We start from the raw sequence: 19,223 nt of genomic DNA, 5'->3' as shown, positions 1-19,223 counted from the left end.
CGGCGCACCCTGATCGGCCGGCGGTCACCTGGCTGGCCGGACGGTGCCGCGGACCTCGCCGAGCGCCACGGTCGTGCCGTTCGGGCCGGGCGCGGTCGCGGTGACCGTCACGCTGTCGCCGTCTTCGAGGAAGGTGCGTGACGTGCCGTCGTCGAGCTGCACCGGCTCGCTGCCGCCCCAGGTCAGTTCGAGGAAGGAGCCGGTCTGCGACCGGTCCGGGCCGGAGACGGTGCCCGAGGCGAAGAGGTCGCCGGCGCGCACCGACGCCCCGTTCACGGTGAGGTGGGCGAGTTGCTGCGCCGGGGTCCAGTACATGGTCGCGAACGGTGGCCGGCTGACCGTGGTGCCGTTCCAGTCGACGGTCAGCCGCAGGTCGAGCCCGAGGTGCGGCGCGTCGGCGAGGTAGTCGAGCACCGCCGGGTCCTGCGCCGGGGCCGGTACCCAGGCGTCGGCGAGCGCCTCCAGCGGGGTGACCCAGGCCGACACCGAGGTGGCGAAGGACTTGCCGAGGAACGGCCCGAGCGGCTGGTATTCCCAGGCCTGGATGTCGCGCGCCGACCAGTCGTTGACCAGCACGATGCCGAAGACGTGGTCGGTGAACCGGTCGACGGGCACGGGTTCGCCGAGTTCGGTCGGTACGCCCACCACGAAGCCGACCTCGGCCTCGATGTCGAGGCGCCGGCTGGGGCCGAAGACCGGACCGTCGGGGGTGCCGCGCTGCCCGGACGGGCGGACCACCGGCGTATCGGAGACCACCACCGTGCCGGCCCGCCCGTGGTAGCCGATCGGCAGGTGTTTCCAGTTCGGCAGCAGGGGCGGCTGGCCGGGGCGGAAGATCTGCCCGACGTTGGCCGCGTGGTGTTCGGAGGAGTAGAAGTCGACGTAGTCGCCGACGGCGAACGGCAGCAGCAGCTCGACCTCGGCGAGCGGGACGAGCAGCGGCTCGACGGCGGCCCGGTGGTCGTCGTCGGTGAGCAGTTCGACGATCCGGCTGCGCACGGCCGTCCACTGCGGACGACCGAGGGTCAGGAACTGGTTGAGCACCGGCTCGCGCAGCGCGCCGCCGGCGAGGATCAGTTCGGCGGCTTCGGCGCCGTCGAGGTCGAGCACGAGGTCGGCGATCCGTACGCCGATCCGGGCCCGGCCGTCCGCGGGGCGGAACACCCCGTACGGCAGGTTGTGCACCCCGTACGGCGATCCGGCCGCACCGTCCACCCAGCTCATCACTCGAATCCCCCGTCCACCAGGCCGAGCCTGATCAGGTCGGTCAGCGGTTCCAGGATGCTGCACGAGCCGAAGCCGATCCACAGCGGCCGGTCGGCGGCGCGGCTGGCCCGGGCCGGTTCGATCAGCGGCACCGGATCGGTGGCCGCGAGCAGTTCGGCGACCTCGGCGACCTCGGCGCCCCGCTCGGCGGCGAGGGTGCCGGCCAGCACGTTGAGGAAGCCGTGGTGGGTGAAGCCGGTCTCCGGGTCGGTGTGCCGCAGCGCGTTGTGCAGCCCGGCGGTGAGTTTGAACGGCAGGCGCCGGTCGCGGCAGGCGCAGACGACGGCGGCCAGTTCGACGGGGGTGGGGAAGAGTTCGGCGGCGAGTCCGCCGGTGCGGAACTTCGCCGCGACCGGGACGCCGTCGGCGCGGGCCGCGGCGAGGGTGTCGAGGGCGGCGAGCAGCCCCCAGGTCAGGGGCACCTCGGCGTAGACGGGGACGTCGGGCCAGTCCTGCCGCATGGCGAGCAACGCCTGGAGGCCGGGCTGCGGGTCCTGGCTGCGTTTGGCGACGGCGGCCTCGACCTGGCGGACGGCGAGCCGGGGGTCGGCGCCGGCGACCGTCGCGGGCAACTTCTCCAGCGGTACGTCGGCGACGACGCCGATCTCCAGCCGCTCGTCGGCGGCCAGGAGGGCGGGCACGTTGCCGAGGTCGGACGCCGGCACCAGCAGCGGGCCGACGAGTGACGCGTACCAGCCGCCGCGGTGCCCGCGGTGGGCGGTGACCGCGTCGGTCAGCGTGGCGCTGCCGGGCGGGAAGACGGCGGCGTCGTCGACGAGGCCGGTGTAGAGCGCGGGAATCAGCGCCGATGGTGAATCGGTGGGGGACGAGGCCCGGCGTCCGTGCGTTGACACAAGCAGAGAACCTACGGGACGCTACGAGGAGCGGACAATAGTGTCCGATAATAGGACGACACCGTTCGGTGTTCGGAACGGAACGGAGGGTGGCCATGCCCTACTACCGCACCGTAGGCGAGATCCCCCGCAAGCGGCACACCCAGTTCCGCCAGCCCGACGGCAGCCTCTACGCCGAGGAACTGATGGGCCAGGAAGGCTTCTCCTCCGACTCGTCCCTGCTCTACCACCGTCACCTGCCGACCGCGATCGTGGCGGCCGAGGAGTTCACCCCACCCGCCTGGTCACGGGTGCCCAACCTGCCGCTCAAGCCCCGTCACCTGCGTACCCACAAGCTCGACACACCCGGCGCCGACCCGGTGCTCGGCCGGCACCCGCTGCTCGCCAACGACGACGTCACCATCTCGTACGTCGTCGCCGACCGCCCGTCGCCGCTATACCGCAACGCGGTGGGCGACGAGTGCCTCTACGTCGAGTCCGGCGCCGCCCAGATCGAGTCGACCTTCGGGGTGCTCGGGGTGACCGCCGGCGACTATGTGATCATCCCCACCTCGGTGATCCACCGGATCGTGCCGGTCGCGCCGGTCCCGCTGCGCCTGTTGACGATCGAGGCGACCGGGCACATCGGCCCGCCAAAGCGCTACCTGTCCGTACGCGGGCAGTTCCTGGAGCACGCCCCCTACTGCGAGCGCGACGTACGCGGCCCGGCCGAACCGCTGCTGGTCGACGGCACCGACGTCGAGGTGCTGGTCCGGCACCGGCGCGGCTGGACCAACCACGTCTACGCCAACCACCCGTTCGACGTGGTCGGCTGGGACGGTCACCTCTACCCCTGGGCGTTCTCGATCCACGACTTCGAGCCGATCACCGGCCGGGTGCACCAGCCGCCACCGGTCCACCAGACGTTCGAGGGCCCCAACTTCGTCATCTGCTCGTTCGTCCCCCGCAAGGTCGACTACCACCCGCAGGCGATCCCGGTGCCCTACAACCACCACAACGTCGACTCCGACGAGATGCTCTTCTACACCGGCGGCAACTACGAGGCCAGGCGCGGCTCCGGCATCGAGCAGGGCTCGATCTCGCTGCACCCGTCCGGCTTCACGCACGGCCCGCAGCCGGGCGCGGTCGAGCGGGCCATCGGGGTCGACTACTTCGACGAGCTCGCCGTCATGGTCGACACCTTCCGGCCGCTCGACCTGTGCGAGCCGGCGCTGTCCTGCGAAGACGCCGGCTACGCCTGGACCTGGGCCCGCAACCCCGGCCGCTGACGGCCGGCGTCGGCCGGCATCGCGGCAGCGGTCGGCGTCGGCCCACGGCAGCGGTCGGCGTCCGGCCGGGCGCCGGCCCGGTCACGGCTGCCGGGTACGGAACACCGCGAGCTGGGCCACCGCCGTCGCCACGATCGCCAGCACCAGCGGCCACGGCGTGCCGACCGCCGCGTAGAGCAGGACCAGGAACGGGCCGGCGAACGAGGCGTACACCGCCAGGGCCATCAGCCGGTCCGTGCGCAACAGCTCCGACAGCATCCTGCCGATCGCGCCCGGCACCCGGGCGGCCATCACGCCGACGACCACGAAGCCGACCACGCCGGCGAACCCGGCCATGAAGCGGGAGATCGGCTCGTTCGCCGCGGCCATGAACGCGACCAGGACCGCGGCGACGATCGTGTAGCCGGCGCCGTAGACCACGAGCTGCCGGACCGTCTCGCCGACGGTCCGCTTGACCGGCTGCGGCTCCGCGACCGGGGTCAGGTCGACCCGGTCGGCCAGTTCCTCCAGGGCCAGCGCGTAGCGTTTGCGCTCCAGCCGGATGACGCCGGTGTCTTCGCGGGCGTCGGCGAGCGACGGGTCGAGCCGCAGCGCCTCCTGGTAGGCCCGTTCCGCCAGGTCGAAAAGCTGCAGCCGGGCCGCGACCAGGGCGAGCACCAGGTGCGCCTGCGGTTCCTCCGGGGCCAGTTCGGCACCCCGCCACGCCGCGTTGATCGACTTCTGGCCGTTGCGGGAGCCGGCCAGGATCGCGGCCGCGCTGCGGTGGGCGTACGCGTCGTCGGGTGCGCGGGCCAGGATCTCGTCGGCGACCTGGGCCGCCTCGCCGAACCGTCGCAGGTCGACGAGTGCCATCCCGCGGGCCACCAGCGCGCCGGGCAGTCCCGGCGCCGCGGCCAGGGCGGCGTCCGCGGCCGCCAGGGCCTCCGCCGGCCGCTCCGCCGCCAGGTGTACGCGGGCCAGCACGGTCAGCGTCGTCGGGTCGCCCGGCCGGCCGCCGCTCCCGTCGGTCAGCTCGTCGGCGGCCTCGTCGTATCGGCCCAGGTCGGCGAGCATCTCGGCCCGTCGTACGTGGCCGTCGTCCGACATGGCGTCCGGGTGGGGTGTGGCGTCGCTGGACACCGTCCGAGCCTAGCCGGCACCGTCACCTACCCCGCCGGTGCCTTTCAGCCGGCCGCGAGCCGGCCGCGCCGGTGGTGGCCGGGGTTCAGCGTGGCAGCGCCGGGTCGGCGTGGATCAGCGCGCCAGCGCCGGGTCGGCGTGGATCAGCGCGCCAGCGCCGGGTCGGCGTGGATCAGCGCGACGGCGATGGCGGCCAACCCCTCCGCGCGGCCGGTCAGCCCCAGGCCGTCGGTGGTGGTGCCGGCCACGGTCACGGGTGCCCCGGCGGCCCCGCCGAGCGCCCGCTGCGCCTCGTCACGCCTGGTGCCGATCTTCGGGCGTACGCCGAGGACCTGGATGGAGATGTTGCCGATCTCGAAGCCGGCGTCGCGTACCCGGCGGGCGGTCTCGGCGAGCAGCACCACACCGGCCGCTCCGGCCCACTCCGGCCGGTCGGTGCCGTAGTTCGAGCCCAGGTCGCCGAGCCCGGCGGCGGACAGCAACGCGTCGCAGGCCGCGTGGGCGGCCACGTCGCCGTCGGAATGCCCGGCCAGGCCGTCCTGGTCGGGCCAGAGCAGGCCGGCCACCCAGCACGGCCGGCCGGCCTCGAACGCGTGCACGTCGGTGCCGATGCCGACCCGGGGAACGATCACGGGTCGAAGCGTACGCCGCCGGACAGAAGGTGCTCGGCGAGCATCAGGTCGAACGGCCGGGTGATCTTCAGCGCCAGTTCGGAGCCCGGTACGCAGGTGACCGTACCGCCGCTCTTCTCGACCAGGCCGGCGTCGTCGGTGAGCGGGTCGAGGGCGGCGGCGTGGGCGGCGACGAGCACCGACCGGCGGAAGCCCTGCGGCGTCTGTACGGCCCGCAGCACCGACCGGTCGACGGTGCCGAGCACGACGTCGTCGGCCGACACCTCCTTGATCGTGTCGGTCACCGGCAGCACCGGAATCACCGCGTCGTGGCCGGCGCGGACCCGGGCGGCGACCGACTCGACGAGCGTCGCCGGGGTCAGCGCGCGGGCCGCGTCGTGGACCAGCACGATCTGCGGCCCGGGCGGTACGGCGGCCAGTGCGGCGGCGACCGACTGCTGGCGGTCCGCTCCGCCGGGTACCACCGTCACCGGGGCGACCGGGGCGAGCAGTCGACGTACGTGGTCGACGTCGGCGGCCGGCGCGGCGACCACGATCGTCGCGACGGACGGCGCCTCGGCGACGCGGCGTACGGCGTGGACCAGAAGCGGCTCGCCACCGAGTAGCCGCAGCGCCTTGGGGCCGCCGGGGCCGAGCCGGACGCCGGCACCCGCCGCAGGAACGAGGACCGCGACGTCACCGCGCGGGTTGAGCTGCGCGGTCACGTCGCGGTCCTCGTCGAAAACAGTGTGTGGGTTGTGGGCCGGGCTTCTCAGGCCTCGGTCAGCACCTTGTCGAGCAGCGTCTCCGCCTCGTCCTTGGTGCTCTTCTCGGCGAGCGCGACTTCGCCGACGAGGATGTCACGAGCCTTGGCGAGCATCCGCTTCTCCCCCGCCGACAGGCCGCGCTCCCGCTCCCGGCGCCACAGGTCACGCACGACCTCGGCGACCTTGAGGGGGTTACCGGAAGCCAGCTTCTCCAGGTTTGCCTTGTAACGCCGCGACCAGTTGGTCGGCTCCTCGGTGTGCGGAGCCCGGAGCACGTCGAAGACCTTACCCAGACCTTCTTCGCCGACCACCTCGCGCACGCCCACGATCTCGGCATTCTCGGCGGGCACCCGGACCGTCAGGTCACCCTGAGCGACCCGCAGGACGAGGTATTGCTTAGGCTCGCCCTTGATGACCCGAGTCTCGATTGCCTCGATGAGTGCGGCCCCGTGGTGGGGGTAAACAACGGTCTCGCCGACACTGAAATCCATAGGTTCGAAACCCCTTTCGCTGTGTCTAGGGTAACACGCTCAGGCACCGATGTCCCACTCCGGTCCTGACCATTAGCGCAGCTCAGAGGCCATGTGAGAGGTCTTGCTCCAGCTTGACAACCGGCCAATTCGCCATTTCCGTCGCTCTCCGTGACGCCCGGATCACCAGCGTGCCGCCGAGCTGGAAAAATCGGATCTAGGACGTTGCGGTCATTCCATCATATCTCGGGTCGCTCGCCGGGTGCCGGCACTGGCAATCCCCCCGTCGTTGGGCGAGGCTGGACGACAGGGTTCTGATCGACTCCACGGTTCCGATCGACACCACGGTTCCGATCGATTCCGCGCGGAAAACCCCAGGGGGCGCCATGGGCACACCCGGCAACGGTGACAGCCGACCCGACCGCGAAGGCCTACCTGACCTGCCCGCCGAATGGGGCACGATCGTCGTTCCCGACGACGCGTCCGCACTCGACGCCGAGGCCGCTCAGGTCCGCCGCGAACTCCGTCGGCGTCGCAGGGTCGTACGCCCCGGCGCGGGTCCCGTCGACGGCCACCCCGGGAGGTTCGAACCCGCCTCGCTGCGCATCCCGCTGCTCATCGTCTCGCTCGCGGTCCTGGCGGCACTGACCAGCCTGATCGCCGTCATCTGGCAGGGCCAACGCCAGTCCGACGACACCCCGGGCACCAGCGGTGGCGGCGCCGTCCCGGCCGCCACCCTGCCGGCCCTGGACCTGACCGGCCCCGACGGCGCCCGAGTGCCCGTACGCGGCCTGCTGCCCGCCGTACTCGTGCTCGTCAAGGACTGCGCCTGCGACGCCCAGATACAGGCCGTCGCGGCCGGCGCACCGGCACAGGTCACCGTCGTACCGGTCGGCGGCCGACCGGCCCCCACCGGCGCCCCCGGGCCGGGCACCGCCCCGATCCGTCCACTGGGCGACCCGGACGCCCGGCTGGACGCGTTCGTCGACGGGCTCGTCCCCGGCCAACCCGGCCCCACGGTGCTGCTCGTCGCCGCGTCGGGACGGATCGTCCGGACCCTGCCCGCGACGACACCGGTCGAGGCGTACCGGGAAGACCTGGCCCTGCTCCCGAGCCGCTGACCGACCGGTCAGGGCACCGCCACGATCTGCACGGCGGCCTCCACCGGCCCCGGGCCGATCCTGCGGAAGGCGACGGTCATGGTGTCCTCTGCCGCCGTGACGTCGACCGACTCGAACGTGTCGCCACAGCTCAGCCGATGCCGCCGGCCCTCCGGCCCGACACCGCCCAGGCGGACCTCCAGCACACCGTTCCCCACGCACACGAACTGCACCAGGAAGCGGGCTCCGGAATCCGTCGAAATCGCCCAGCGCTGCCAATCGTCCGAATCGAACCCCCACACCTCGCGCCGTACGGTGCCGGCGAACTGCGGCAGCCGGTTGTCGGCGCTCTCCCCCAGGACGACGATTCCCGCCCCGTCGGTCACCGGCGGACTGCCGGCTTCCGGCGACCAGTCACTCTCCTCACCCACCACCGGTGAGCCGCCCAACTCCGGCCGCGGCGCCCCCGCAGGCGCGGCGGACACCCACCACCCGACCCCGACGACCAGCGCCGCAACCGTCAGGAAAGCGAGCACGGCCCCGGAATACCGCTGCGAATCGTCGGTCTGCACCCGGCGACTATATGGGGCGCTTCCGGACACCGGACGAGACACTTCAGGGCTCCGGAATCCACTCCAGCAACGCCGCGTAGAGCGTCAGACCGGGACCGAACGCCAGCATCACCACGCGGCGCGGCGGACGCGCGGAACGCCGCAGCCGGTCGAGGATCAGCAGCACCGTCGGTGACGAACAGTTGCCCCGCTCCGCCAGGATCGCCCGCGACACCGCCATCGCCTCGGCCGGCAACCCCAACTCCCGCTCGACCACGCCGAGAATCCGCGGCCCGCCCGGATGCACCGCCCAACCATCCACGTCGGACAGTCGAAGGTCGTGCCGGCCCAGCAGGTCGTCGACGAGCCCGCGTACGTGCATCGACAGGACCTTCGGCACCCGTGGCGACAACCCCATCCGGAACCCGAGATCGGTCACCTCCCACGTCATGTGGTCGGCCGTCGACGTGTCCGTCACCGCGGCGACCTCCCGGACCGCGTACCCGCCGGCCCGCGACGGCAGCACCACCGCCGCCGCCGCCGCGTCCGAGAAGAGGGCGTGCGCCACGATCTGCTGGGTGTCCACCCGCGCCGACGCCGGCTGTACGTGCAGACTGGTCAACTCGACACAGAGCAGCAACGCCGGTCGCCCCCGGGCGGTGACGAAATCGCCCACCGTCGCCAGCCCGGGCAGGGCCGCGTAGCAGCCCATGTGCCCGACGAAGAGCCGCTGCGTGTCAGGCGCCATGCCCAGATCCCGGGCGAGCAGGATGTCCAGCCCCGGAGTGGCGTAGCCGGTGCACGAACACACCGCGAACAGGCCGAGGTCGCCCGCTGCCACGCCGGCGTCGGTCAGCGCCCGGCCGACCGCCTCCTTGCCCAGCGGAAGCGCCTCGACCAGATACCGCGCCATCCGCCGCTCCGTGGACCAGCCGGACAGGTCCTCCAGCAGTGGATTGACCACCGCCTGCCGGGTCGTCACCCCGGAGTTGGTGAAGATCCGTTCAGCGAGGGACCGGGTCGCACCCCCGTAGTAGCCGGCGAAATACCCCTCCCACAGATCACGCTGGGCCGCGGTGGGCGGCAGCGCCACACCCAATCCGGCGACCACCGGAACGATCCTCCGTTCACCCACCGATACGGCCTCCCGTCACCCGCCACGCTTCCGCCCGCTCACCGTGCCAACTCTTGTCCACACCGCGGGGCTCACTCGCTACGCTCGCTCACTCCTCGTGCTCACCAACGCGGGGTGGTTGTGTCGCGGTCCGGATCACCGCCCAGCGCCGCGACCCCCAACCAGTCGGCGCACACGTCGGACGTCGCCGGGTGCAGCGAGCCGCACCTGGCGTCGCGGTAGAGACGTTCGAGCGGATGACCACGCCGCGTCGCCGAGGTGCCCGCCGCCTCCAGCATCGACGCCGCGACCTCGGCCGCCGTCGTGCCGGCCAGCAGCTTCGCCCGCCACACCCAGCGGTTGGTCTCCGCGTCGCCGGGCGCCGCGTCGACCCGGTTGGCCGCCTCGTCGACCACCAGCCGGGCTGCCGCGACCGCCGCGTCGGCCCGGCCGATCCGGGCCCGTACGGCCGGCAGCCCGGCCAGGCCCCGCGCGTTCACGTGCTCCACCGCCGCGTCGACCGCCGCCCGCGCCACCCCGACGTAGACCGCGGCGTAGCTGGCGATCAGCCAGTGCGGCATCAGCTGGGCGATCACCAGGGCCAGCCCCTCCACACCACCGAGCAGCGTGTCGGCCGGCACCCGTACGTCGAGATGCAGGTCGTGCGAGGAGGTCGCGCGCATGCCCAGCGAATCCCAGGTCGGCTCGACCTCGATCCCGGCCAGGGTCGCCGGCACCAGGAACTGCGACACCACGTCCGGATCGGCGGCGCTGCGGGCCGCGACCAGGTAGGCGTCGGCGTTGCCGGCACCGGAGCAGAACGTCTTCGCGCCCTTGATGTGGTAGCCGCCGTCGACCGGCTCGTAGACGGTGGCGAGCTGCGACAGGCGGGAGCCGGCCCGCCGCTCGCTCATCGCCACGCCGTACCAGGATCCGGCCGCCGCGGCGGCGAGCAGCCGGTCGCGGGCGGCCAGGGCCTCGTCCGGCACGCCCAGCGCCTCCGCGGTCTGCTCGTCGACCGCGCCGAGCGCCCCGGTCACCGAGGCGTGCATGTTGAAGACCAGGGCGGTGGCCCCGTTGCCGCGGGCCAGCTCGTAGGCGACCGCGGTGTATTCGGCGAAGCTCGCCCCCACTCCGCCCAGTTCGCCCGGGACCATAAGGCCGAAGAGCCCGGCCCGACGCAGGTCGGCGAAGTCCTCGACCGGGAAGGTGCCGTCCCGGTCGTGTCCGGCCGCCCGGGCCGCCAGCCGCGGCGCCAATCGACGTGCGGCACCGATCGCATCCACCGCCATGCCTCCCCTTCCGCCCGCGGATCACGCTTCAGCTCTGCTTGACGCCACGCCCCTGGTAGAGGACCGCCGTGGACCAGGTGGGAACGATGCGGGGCGCCGGCCGGTCGACGGTCGACGCCGAACGTCCGGTAGCCGTCCGAACTACCCAGCCGGCGGTACGCCAGAACGTCGGCCGTACCCCGCGCACCCACAGACGTACGCCGTGCCGGGCGCACAGCCGGGTCAGCTCGCGCGGGTCGACGAACAGGGCCGGGTCGTGGATGCCCCGGGGCACCCCCGGCACCAGTTCGGCCAGCCGTACGGCGAGCAGCCGGCTCAGCGCGGTCGCGTTGAGGGTGTCGATGACCAGCAGGCCGCCCGGCCGCAGGATCCGGCAGATCCCGGCCACCGTGGCCGGCAGGTCCGGCACGTGTTCGAGCAGCTCGCCGGCGACCACCACGTCGGCGCAGCCGTCGGCCAGCGGCACCGCGGTCGCGTCACCGGCGACCGGGACGACGCCGTGACCGGCGGCCTGCACGAGGGCCGAGCGCACCAGGTCGACGCCGACGTGCCGGTAGCCCTTGCCGCGCAGGTGCGGGGCGAGCAGGCCGGCGCCGCAGCCGACGTCGACGAGCAGCGCGTCGGCGCGGGTGGCCGGCGGGACGAGCCGGGCCCGGGCCGCGGCCAGCCAGTGCAGCATGGCGAACGCGCCGTCCGGCTGCCACCACTGGTCCGCGAGGTCGTCGTACTGCCGGGGGTCGTTGGGCGGCAGGGCCCGCGGCCCGGCGCGGTCGTGTTCCGCGTCGACCGCCCCGGAGCTGTCCATGGGTCGAGCGTGGCACGACGGGCCGGTAACAACCAGACTTCCTCTATGTCGCGGACGGTGTTAGGGCTGATACGAGCGAGCCACCCCGAGCCGGCGGTGGCGGTGACCACGGTGTCCGCCCTGCTGGCGTGGGGGGTCGGTCACGGACCTTCCGGAATCGTCCGGGTCGCGGCGACGGTCCTGGCCAGCCAGCTCGCGGTCGGTTGGGTCAACGACCGGCTCGACGCCGACCGGGACGCGCTCGTCGGCCGCCCGGACAAGCCTCTGGTCACCGGCGCGGCCGGCCGGCGCGCGGTGGCGATGGCGGGCCTGCTGGCGGCGGTGGCCACCCCGCTGCTGGCCGCCACGACCACCTGGCCGGCCGCGGCCTGTGCCACGCTCGCCCTGGTGTCGGCCCTGCTCTACGACTGGCCGCTCAAGTCGACCCCGGTGTCGGTGCTGCCGTATGCGGTCTCGTTCGGCGCGCTGCCCGCGTTCGTGGTGCTGGCCCTGCCGGGGGCGCCGGCGCCCCCGGTGTGGCTGGTCGGGGCGGCCGCGCTGCTGGGCGCGGGTGCCCACTTCGCGAACGTACTGCCCGACCTCGACGACGACGGGCGGACCGGCGTACGCGGGCTCGCACACCGGATCGGTGCGGCCTGGTCGCGGGGCGCCGCCGGAACGCTGCTGCTCGCGGCGACGGCGACGCTGGTGTTCGGCCCGCCGGGGCCGCCGTCGTGGGTCGGGCTCGCGGCGATCGTCGCCGCCGTCGTGGTGCTGCCCACCGGCTGGTACGCCGCGCGCCGGGCGGCCCGGCGGGGTGGTCGCCAGGTCGCCGTGTTCCGGGCCGTCATGCTGATCGCGTTGATCGACGTCGTGCTGCTCGTCGCCGGCGGCCGGGGCCTCTGACCCCGTCCGCCCGGGCCGGATCCGGCGAGGTGGCGGGCCGGATCGGGGTACGGACGGGCCGCCAACTAGTCTGGTGCGTGGTCTGTACGGGTGTGCCCACCACGCCCGGGCCGATCGGGCGCCGCCCGACGCGTCGACAGACCACGCCCCGATGTGCCGGCCGGTTCCGTGACCGGGCGGGATCGCGACGAGGAGGACCGACGTGACGCGCTCGATCAGTGGGACCCGCCACCGGGCGGCTCTGCTGGGTGGGGTGGCTCTCGCCACCGCACTGCTGGTGTCGGGTTGCGGCGCGGGCCAGATCGCCGAAACCGCGGCGAAGGCGCCGTCGGTGCCCGGCGTCAACGTCCAGTCCTCCGACGGTTCCGTCCTGATCCGGAACCTGCACGTCGTCTACCAGGGTCCCGAGGGCTACCCGGCCGGCGGCGACGCGCCGCTGGCGCTCAGCCTCTACAACCAGTCCGACCAGCCGGTGATGGTCCGGATCACCCCGGCCGCCCCCTCGGGCTCGGACAACCAGGCGACGGTGGTCTCGGGCAGCTCGGTCGTGTTCAGCGACCTGACGACTCCCGCGCCGCCGCCCGCCTCGCCGTCAGCGCCCGCGTCCCCGTCTGCGCCCGCCTCGCCGTCGGTGCCGGCCTCCACCGACACCGCCTCCCCGTCGGCCCCCGCCTCGCCGTCCGCTCCGGCTTCCCCGACCACGCCGCCGGCCCCGGCGACCCGGCCGGCCGTGATCGAGATTCCGGCGCTGGGCTCCGTCGTCATCTCCGGGACCGGCGACGAACTCCTCCAGGTCGAGGGCCTGACCACGGCGCTCACCCCGGGCAAGTCGGTCAGCCTGACGTTCGAGTTCAGCAACGGGGCGCCGCCGCTGGTCACGTCCGCGCCGACCGGGGTGCCGCTGTCGCCGGCCCCGCGCGCGACCTCGGTGACCGGCGACGAAGGACACTGACCCCCACACCGGCAACCCGGGCGGGCCACCACCTCCTCACGGCGGTTGGTGCCCGCCCGCGTCGTACCCGCTGTCTAGAGTCGTGGCGTGACCTCCCGACCCGCGTCGCGGCCCCGGGCCGCAGCCCGTGACCCGCGTCCCGCGTACGAGTGCGACGCCTGCGGCCACCAGCCACCGAAATGGGTCGGCCGCTGCCCCGAGTGCGGTGAGTGGGGCTCGGTGGTCGAGTCCACCGTCACCGGCCCGCTGGTCTCCGGGCGGGTGGTCACCTCCCGCCTGCCGTCGGAGCCGGCCCGGCCGATCGCCACGATCAGTGCCGCGCCGGCGAAGGCCCGTCCGACCGGCGTGACCGAACTCGACCGGGTGCTCGGTGGTGGCCTGGTGCCCGGCGCGGTGGTCCTGCTGGCCGGCGAACCAGGGGTGGGCAAGTCGACGCTGCTGCTCGACGTGGCCCAGCAGTGGGCGGCGGGAGCGGGCAGCCCCTCGCTGGTGGTCAGCGGCGAGGAGTCGGTGAGCCAGATCCGGTTGCGCGCCGAACGGATGGGCACCCTGCACGAGCGCCTCTACCTGGCCGCCGAGAGCGACCTCGGGGCGGTCATCGGGCACCTCGACGCGGTCAAGCCCGGCCTACTGGTGCTCGACTCGGTGCAGACCATCTCCACCCCCGGCACCGAGGGGGTGCCGGGCGGGGTGACCCAGGTGCGGGCGGTGACCGCCGCCCTGGTCGCCATCGCCAAGGAGCGCGGGGTGGCGACCGTCCTGGTCGGCCACGTCACGAAGGACGGGCAGGTCGCCGGTCCCCGGGTGCTGGAGCACCTGGTCGACGTGGTGCTCCACTTCGAGGGCGACAAGCACTCGTCGCTGCGGATGGTCCGCGGCGTCAAGAACCGGTTCGGGGCCGCCGACGAGGTCGGCTGCTTCGAGATGCACGAGGGCGGCATCAGCAGCCTGCCCGACCCGTCCGGCCTGTTCCTGACCCGCTACTCCGAGGCCGTGCCGGGCACCTGTGTCACGGTGGCGATGGAGGGCCGGCGGGCCCTGGTGACCGAGGTGCAGGCGCTGATCGGCGCCACCGTGGCCGGTTCGCCGCGGCGGACCGTGTCCGGCCTGGACAGCGCCCGGCTGGCGATGGTGCTGGCCGTGCTGCAGCGGCGCACCGAACGGCTCACGCTGCACGACCGGGAGGTCTTCGCGGCCACCGTCGGCGGGATCCGGGTGGTGGAGCCGGCGGCGGACCTGGCGGTCGCGCTGGCCGTGGCCTCCGGCGGCCTCAACCTCGCGATCGCGCCGAATCTCGTCGCGATCGGCGAGGTGGGGCTCACCGGCGAGGTACGCCGGGTCGGCGCGGTTCCCCGCCGGCTGGCGGAGGCGGCCCGGCTCGGCTTCCGGTTCGCCATCGTGCCCAACGGCTGCGGGCCGGAGTCGACGGGAGTGAAATCCGACACGATCCGGGTGGTGGAGGTCGCCGACGTACGGGCGGCTCTCCAGTGGGCGGCCCGGGCCTCGGCCGAGTAGCCGGACCGGTAGGCGGCGACCGTCCTCTGCCCGCGCGTCGACGGGGTGCCGGCGGGACCGGCCGCCCACGTGGATGACGTCCGGATTCGAGTTGATTGTCGTCGCCCGGCCCGCGCCGGCGCCGAGTCGACCGGCGCCGGCACCGCCACGACGCACAGTGGGAGGTCACGGCAGCGCGACCGAGCCAACCGCGACCGCAGCGGGCGGGTGACGATCCGTAGACTGTCCAGGTGCCGATCGACCGCGATGCGAACAAAACCGCTGGCGTCAGCCCTCCGGGGCGTGCCGGCGTCGTCGGCTCGCCCGTCCGCGTGAGTGCCAGTTCCTCCGCGCTCGCCGGCTCCGGGGCGACCGGCGACCCGTTGCGCGCCAACCTGGCGCTGATGGCACCGGGCACCGCGCTGCGCGACGGGCTGGAGCGGATCCTGCGTGGCCGCACCGGGGCGCTGATCGTGCTCGGTTACGACAAGGTCGTGGAGGGGCTGTGCACCGGCGGCTTCCCACTCGACGTCGAGTTCTCCGCGACCCGGGTACGTGAGCTGTGCAAGATGGACGGCGCGGTGGTGCTCTCCAGCGACGGCACCCGGATCGTACGGGCCGCCGTCCACCTGATGCCCGACCCGACCATCCCCACCGAGGAGTCCGGCACGCGGCACCGCAGCGCGGAGCGGGTCGCCCGGCAGACCGGCTATCCCGTGATCTCGGTGAGCCAGTCGATGCGGATCATCAGCCTCTACGTCAACGGGCAGCGTCACGTGCTCGACGACTCGGCCGCCATCCTGTCGCGCGCCAACCAGGCGCTGGCCACCCTCGAACGCTACAAACTGCGGCTCGACGAGGTCTCCGGCACCCTGTCCGCGCTGGAGATCGAAGACCTGGTGACCGTACGTGACGCGGTGGCCGTCGTGCAGCGGTTGGAGATGGTGCGCCGGATCGCCGACGAGATCGCCGGCTACGTCGTCGAACTGGGCACCGACGGGCGGCTGCTGGCGCTGCAACTCGACGAGCTGATGGCCGGCGTCGATTCCGACCGCACCCTGGTGATCCGCGACTACCTGCCGGTCGGGCGCAAGGCCCGGACCCTGGACGAGGCGCTGGTCGAACTCGACCTGCTGACCGCGACCGAACTGATCGACCTGGTGGCGGTGGCGAAGGCGATCGGCTACCCGGGTGCGTCCGACGCCCTCGACGCGGCGGTGAGCCCGCGCGGCTTCCGGCTGCTGGCGAAGGTGCCCCGGCTGCCCGGCACGGTCGTCGACCGGCTGGTCAACCACTTCGGCAGCCTGCAGCGGCTGCTCGGCGCGACGGTCGAGGACCTCCAGGCGGTCGACGGGGTCGGCGACGCGCGGGCGCGGGGTGTACGGGAGGGACTTTCCCGGCTCGCCGAGGCATCCATCCTGGAGCGGTACGTCTGACCTGGCCGGTCACTTGCCGTGACAGGTCCGACCTGGCCGGTCAGTTGGTGACGGTGAACTTCACCGGCTCGCTGAGCTTCTGGTCCAGTCGCCCGATGATCTGGTATTCGCCGGGCTTGGGGGGATCGCCACCGGCCAGGTTGCCGTTGCACGTGCTGGTGGTCTTGCCGTTCCAGCCGACCCGGAACTCCATCTCGTGGTTCGGGATGAACGACTGGACGTCGTTGCCGCGGGCGGCGCCACACGTGTCCGACGACCACACCTTCTCGGCGCCCTGCTTGATGTAGATCTCCTGCATGTCGGCACCGACGTCCCGCGTGCACGTACGGCTGGAAATGTTCTTGATCTTCAGCCGGATGTCGATGGTGACGCCCGGCTGGGCGGAGGCCCGCGCCGGCACCGGAATCACCGACATCTCCGCGTCGGTGCAGGTGTCGCCCGTCGGCGGGTTCTGCGGTGCGGGGTTCTGCGGCACCTGCTCCGAAGGAGCGGCCGAAGTTGGGGCGGCGGTGGGCGACGGAAGGACGGGCGTTTCGCCGGTCGGCGGCGCGCCGGTCTCCGGCGTCAGCAGCGTCGCCGTCGCCTCGGGGGTCGGCGTGGGCTCGTTGCCGACCGGTGAGGTGTTCGGATCGTCACCGCCGCTGCACGAGTAGAGCAGCACGATCACCGGCAGCAGGATGGCGACGAGCACGATGGCCCGTCGCCGCCAGTAGACGGCGGACGGCAGTGGGCCGACCGTCAATCGCATGATGCCCTCACCGTATCGGGATGGGATGTGGTGGCTCGGACGACGCGCCGGAGGGGACCCACGCACACCTCTGCCGCCCACGGCACCGTCAGAGATAGACCTTCCGTTGGTAGATCGCGTGGGCGCCAGCGACGCGGTCGAGGAACAGCAGACCGGCACAATGGTCGATCTCGTGTTGCAGCGCGCGCGCTTCGAAACCGTCCGTCGCCAAGCGTACCGGTTGTCCGGTTCCGGGCAGCACGCCCTCGACCGTGACCCGGCTGGCCCGTTTCACGTCACCGGTAAGGTCCGGCACCGACATGCAGCCCTCACGACCGAGCCGCCACCGGCTGGCCTCGACCAGCTTGGCATTGCACAGCACGAACGTGCCGTGCAAGGTGACCGACTTCGGGTGGCCGGTCACGTCGACCGCGAACATCTGCGCGGCGACCCCGACCTGCGGGGCGGCCAGACCGACGCAACCGGGCGCCGACCGCATCGTCGCGACCAGGTCGGCGGCCAACCGGACGACCTCGTCGGACAGCGGGTCGACCTCCGGCCCACCGCCGCTGAGCACCTGCGCCGGCGCCGTCACGACCGGAAGTATCCGGCCCGGCCCACCCAGCGCGTCGAGGGTCCACCCACCCAGCGCCCCCGTCACAGCAGATCGGATCCCGCCGGGCGCAGGGTGACCCCTACCTCCAGCGCGGTCGCCACCTCGGTCAGCCGCGCGGACACCTCGGCCGCGCTCCCCGCCGGCAGTTCGACCTCGGCGACCAGCACGTAGAGCGGGCCGGCCAGCCGGGTGGTCAGGTCGGTGACGTTGCCGCCCGCCTCGGCCAGCACCCGGGTCACCGCGGCGACGATGCCGAGCCGGTCGGCGCCGTGCACGCTGACGACGTACGGCTCACCGGCCGGGGTCTGCGGGCCGTCCGGCCGGACCTCGCGTACGGTCGACACGAGCTGGCCGTCCGCGCTCAGCGGGGCCAGCGCGGCCTCGACCTCGGCCACCCCCGGCCCGGAACAGACCAGGGTCATCGCGAAGTGGCCACGGAGCCTGGTCATGGTCGAATCCGTCAGGTTGGCGCCGAGGCCCGCGAGAAGTTCGGCCACGTCGGCGACGATGCCCGGCCGGTCCGGGCCGATCACGGTGATCGCGAGCTCGCTCATCCGGGCAGTCTGCCTGATCGGGGCCGTCCGATGTCGCCGCCGTCGACGCGCCGCCCACGTTACGGGACGGGCGGCGGCCGACTGGGTGCCGCCCGCCCTGGGCTCGTCCGGCCGGCGTGCGAGGATCGGCGGCGAGATGGCGGAGAAGGAACTGGCTGCGACGGCGATGCGGTGGTTCGACGAGAACGCGCGCGACCTGCCGTGGCGCGAACCGGATGTCGGTGCCTGGGCGATCCTGGTCAGCGAGGTCATGCTCCAGCAGACCCCGGTCGTACGGGTGCTGCCGGCGTGGCGGGCCTGGCTGGCCCGGTGGCCGGTGCCGGCCGCACTGGCGGCGGACCCGCCGGCCGAGGCGATCCGGATGTGGGGACGGCTCGGCTATCCCCGCCGCGCGTTGCGGCTGCGCGAGTGCGCCGTGGCGATCGTCGAGCGGCACGGCGGGCAGGTGCCCACCCAGCTCGACGAACTGCTCGCCCTGCCCGGTGTGGGCACGTACACGGCGCGGGCGGTGGCCGCCTTCGCGTACGGGCAGCGGCATCCGGTCGTCGACACCAACGTACGGCGGCTGGTGGCCCGGGCGGTCGCCGGGGAACCCGACGCCGGTCCGGCGACCCGGCCGGCGGATCTCGTCGCGACCGCCGAACTGTTGCCGGTGGAGCCGGCCCGGGCGGCGCGGGCGAGTGCCGCGTTCATGGAACTGGGGGCGCTGGTGTGCGTGGCCCGGGCACCCCGGTGCGTCGACTGCCCGCTGGCTTCGATGTGCGCGTGGCGGGCGTCGGGGCGTACGGCCCCGGTGGGGCCGACCCGCCGCCCGCAGCGGTACGCCGGCACGGACCGCCAGGTGCGCGGGATGCTGCTGGCGGTGTTGCGGGAGACGACGGGGCCGGTGCACCGGGACCGCCTCGACCTGGTGTGGGACGACGACGCGCAGCGCGCCCGGGCGCTGGCCGGTCTGGTCGACGACGGTCTGGTCGAGCCGGTCGGCGAGGCGTACGTCCTCGCCGGCGACCGTCACCTCGCCGATCGCCGCATTCCCGGGCCTCGGCTGGCGGCCGGTCCGGACGCCGGTGTCGATCCGGTCTGAGACACGGAAAAGCCGGGCCGGAGTGGGAACTCCGACCCGGCTTCTCTGCCGTTGTTACTCGGTCGTCTCGGCCGTCTTGGTCAGGTTGGCCGGAACGGCGTCCGGGACCTCGACCGGCTTGTCGGCGCCGCGGAACACGAGCTTGGACTTGTCGATGTCCTCCGGGTCGCCTTCGCAGTCGATGACGACGATCTGGCCCGGCTTCAACTCGTTGAACAGGATCCGCTCGGACAGGTTGTCCTCGATGTCACGCTGGAT

The 19,223-nt window shown here is 73.3% G+C and carries 20 protein-coding genes and 1 pseudogene; 7 read left to right on the top strand and 14 right to left on the bottom strand.

Annotated features, from left to right (window positions below; genetic code table 11):
* Positions 1-24: 24 nt before the first annotated feature.
* Positions 25-1,224: a fumarylacetoacetase gene (fahA, locus tag AB0M79_RS11360; protein ID WP_364211076.1), complete on the bottom strand. Its 1,200-nt coding sequence runs from the start codon at positions 1,222-1,224 to the stop codon at positions 25-27.
* Positions 1,224-2,066, bottom strand: a complete 843-nt coding sequence (locus tag AB0M79_RS11355; protein WP_364211912.1) for a hypothetical protein — start codon at positions 2,064-2,066, stop codon at positions 1,224-1,226. The genes fahA and AB0M79_RS11355 overlap by 1 nt, the downstream gene beginning before the upstream one ends.
* Positions 2,067-2,215: 149 nt before the next feature.
* Here AB0M79_RS11355 and AB0M79_RS11350 point away from each other — a divergent pair, with 149 nt between their 5' ends.
* Positions 2,216-3,388, top strand: coding sequence for a homogentisate 1,2-dioxygenase domain-containing protein (locus AB0M79_RS11350; protein ID WP_364211073.1), 1,173 nt, complete (start codon positions 2,216-2,218; stop codon positions 3,386-3,388).
* An 81-nt stretch (positions 3,389-3,469) separates the two neighbouring features.
* Here the strand turns inward: AB0M79_RS11350 and AB0M79_RS11345 are convergent, their stop codons facing one another.
* The 4 genes from AB0M79_RS11345 to AB0M79_RS11330 form a co-directional block, all read right to left on the bottom strand.
* A complete protein-coding gene (locus AB0M79_RS11345; protein WP_364211909.1) occupies positions 3,470-4,474 on the bottom strand; it encodes a tetratricopeptide repeat protein in 1,005 nt (334 codons plus the stop codon).
* Positions 4,475-4,650: 176 nt separating this feature from the next.
* Positions 4,651-5,139, bottom strand: coding sequence for a 2-C-methyl-D-erythritol 2,4-cyclodiphosphate synthase (gene ispF, locus AB0M79_RS11340; protein ID WP_364211070.1), 489 nt, complete (start codon positions 5,137-5,139; stop codon positions 4,651-4,653).
* Positions 5,136-5,843 (bottom strand): 2-C-methyl-D-erythritol 4-phosphate cytidylyltransferase, encoded by a 708-nt coding sequence (ispD, locus tag AB0M79_RS11335; protein ID WP_364211068.1) that lies wholly within the window; start codon positions 5,841-5,843, stop codon positions 5,136-5,138. Before ispD ends, ispF begins: the two co-directional genes overlap by 4 nt.
* Positions 5,844-5,890: 47 nt before the next feature.
* Entirely contained in the window at positions 5,891-6,376 is a 486-nt protein-coding gene (locus AB0M79_RS11330) for a CarD family transcriptional regulator (protein WP_212825823.1), read from the bottom strand.
* A 365-nt stretch (positions 6,377-6,741) separates the two neighbouring features.
* Between AB0M79_RS11330 and AB0M79_RS11325 the strand changes: the two genes are divergently transcribed.
* Positions 6,742-7,476: a hypothetical protein gene (locus AB0M79_RS11325; protein WP_364211065.1), complete on the top strand. Its 735-nt coding sequence runs from the start codon at positions 6,742-6,744 to the stop codon at positions 7,474-7,476.
* 8 nt (positions 7,477-7,484) lie between these two features.
* On the opposite strand, the gene AB0M79_RS11320 is transcribed toward AB0M79_RS11325, so the two are convergent.
* The 4 genes from AB0M79_RS11320 to AB0M79_RS11305 all read right to left on the bottom strand — a co-directional run bounded on the left by AB0M79_RS11320 (position 7,485) and on the right by AB0M79_RS11305 (position 11,217).
* Positions 7,485-8,057, bottom strand: a complete 573-nt coding sequence (locus tag AB0M79_RS11320) for a hypothetical protein (protein WP_364211063.1) — start codon at positions 8,055-8,057, stop codon at positions 7,485-7,487.
* 13 nt (positions 8,058-8,070) lie between these two features.
* Positions 8,071-9,126, bottom strand: a complete 1,056-nt coding sequence (locus AB0M79_RS11315; protein WP_364211906.1) for a 3-oxoacyl-[acyl-carrier-protein] synthase III C-terminal domain-containing protein — start codon at positions 9,124-9,126, stop codon at positions 8,071-8,073.
* A gap of 116 nt (positions 9,127-9,242) precedes the next feature.
* Positions 9,243-10,412 (bottom strand): acyl-CoA dehydrogenase family protein, encoded by a 1,170-nt coding sequence (locus AB0M79_RS11310; RefSeq protein ID WP_364211060.1) that lies wholly within the window; start codon positions 10,410-10,412, stop codon positions 9,243-9,245.
* A gap of 28 nt (positions 10,413-10,440) precedes the next feature.
* Positions 10,441-11,217, bottom strand: a complete 777-nt coding sequence (locus tag AB0M79_RS11305; RefSeq protein ID WP_364211057.1) for a methyltransferase domain-containing protein — start codon at positions 11,215-11,217, stop codon at positions 10,441-10,443.
* A gap of 45 nt (positions 11,218-11,262) precedes the next feature.
* On the opposite strand from AB0M79_RS11305, the gene AB0M79_RS11300 reads away from it, so the two are divergent.
* The 4 genes from AB0M79_RS11300 (at position 11,263) to disA (ending at position 15,984) form a co-directional block, all read left to right on the top strand.
* Positions 11,263-12,102, top strand: a complete 840-nt coding sequence (locus AB0M79_RS11300; protein ID WP_364211054.1) for a UbiA family prenyltransferase — start codon at positions 11,263-11,265, stop codon at positions 12,100-12,102.
* 202 nt (positions 12,103-12,304) lie between these two features.
* Positions 12,305-13,054 (top strand): hypothetical protein, encoded by a 750-nt coding sequence (locus AB0M79_RS11295; RefSeq protein ID WP_364211051.1) that lies wholly within the window; start codon positions 12,305-12,307, stop codon positions 13,052-13,054.
* 87 nt (positions 13,055-13,141) lie between these two features.
* Complete coding sequence (radA, locus tag AB0M79_RS11290; RefSeq protein WP_364211048.1) at positions 13,142-14,569, top strand: DNA repair protein RadA; 1,428 nt, start codon at positions 13,142-13,144, stop codon at positions 14,567-14,569.
* 230 nt (positions 14,570-14,799) lie between these two features.
* Entirely contained in the window at positions 14,800-15,984 is a 1,185-nt protein-coding gene (gene disA, locus AB0M79_RS11285; protein WP_357535353.1) for a DNA integrity scanning diadenylate cyclase DisA, read from the top strand.
* A gap of 40 nt (positions 15,985-16,024) precedes the next feature.
* Here disA and AB0M79_RS11280 read toward each other — a convergent pair whose 3' ends face one another.
* The 3 genes from AB0M79_RS11280 to AB0M79_RS11270 all read right to left on the bottom strand — a co-directional run bounded on the left by AB0M79_RS11280 (position 16,025) and on the right by AB0M79_RS11270 (position 17,881).
* Positions 16,025-16,732: a hypothetical protein gene (locus AB0M79_RS11280; RefSeq protein WP_364211045.1), complete on the bottom strand. Its 708-nt coding sequence runs from the start codon at positions 16,730-16,732 to the stop codon at positions 16,025-16,027.
* A gap of 88 nt (positions 16,733-16,820) precedes the next feature.
* Positions 16,821-17,372 carry a peptide deformylase gene (locus tag AB0M79_RS11275; protein WP_364211042.1) on the bottom strand — a complete coding sequence of 184 codons (552 nt, stop codon included), beginning with the start codon at positions 17,370-17,372 and terminating at the stop codon, positions 16,821-16,823.
* A complete protein-coding gene (locus tag AB0M79_RS11270) occupies positions 17,369-17,881 on the bottom strand; it encodes an ACT domain-containing protein (RefSeq protein WP_364211039.1) in 513 nt (170 codons plus the stop codon). Before AB0M79_RS11270 ends, AB0M79_RS11275 begins: the two co-directional genes overlap by 4 nt.
* 136 nt (positions 17,882-18,017) lie before the next feature.
* Here AB0M79_RS11270 and AB0M79_RS11265 point away from each other — a divergent pair, with 136 nt between their 5' ends.
* Positions 18,018-18,965: an A/G-specific adenine glycosylase gene (locus AB0M79_RS11265; protein WP_364211037.1), complete on the top strand. Its 948-nt coding sequence runs from the start codon at positions 18,018-18,020 to the stop codon at positions 18,963-18,965.
* 54 nt (positions 18,966-19,019) lie between these two features.
* Here the strand turns inward: AB0M79_RS11265 and AB0M79_RS11260 are convergent.
* A pseudogene (locus tag AB0M79_RS11260) lies at positions 19,020-19,223 on the bottom strand (hypothetical protein); the annotation flags it as partial.

It is taken from the genome of Polymorphospora sp. NPDC051019 (genome assembly GCF_040683055.1).
GTDB classification, from domain to species: domain Bacteria; phylum Actinomycetota; class Actinomycetes; order Mycobacteriales; family Micromonosporaceae; genus Polymorphospora; species Polymorphospora lycopeni.
The sequence above is the reverse complement of the archived record's forward strand: the minus strand, read 5'-3'. Positions and strand labels throughout refer to the sequence as shown.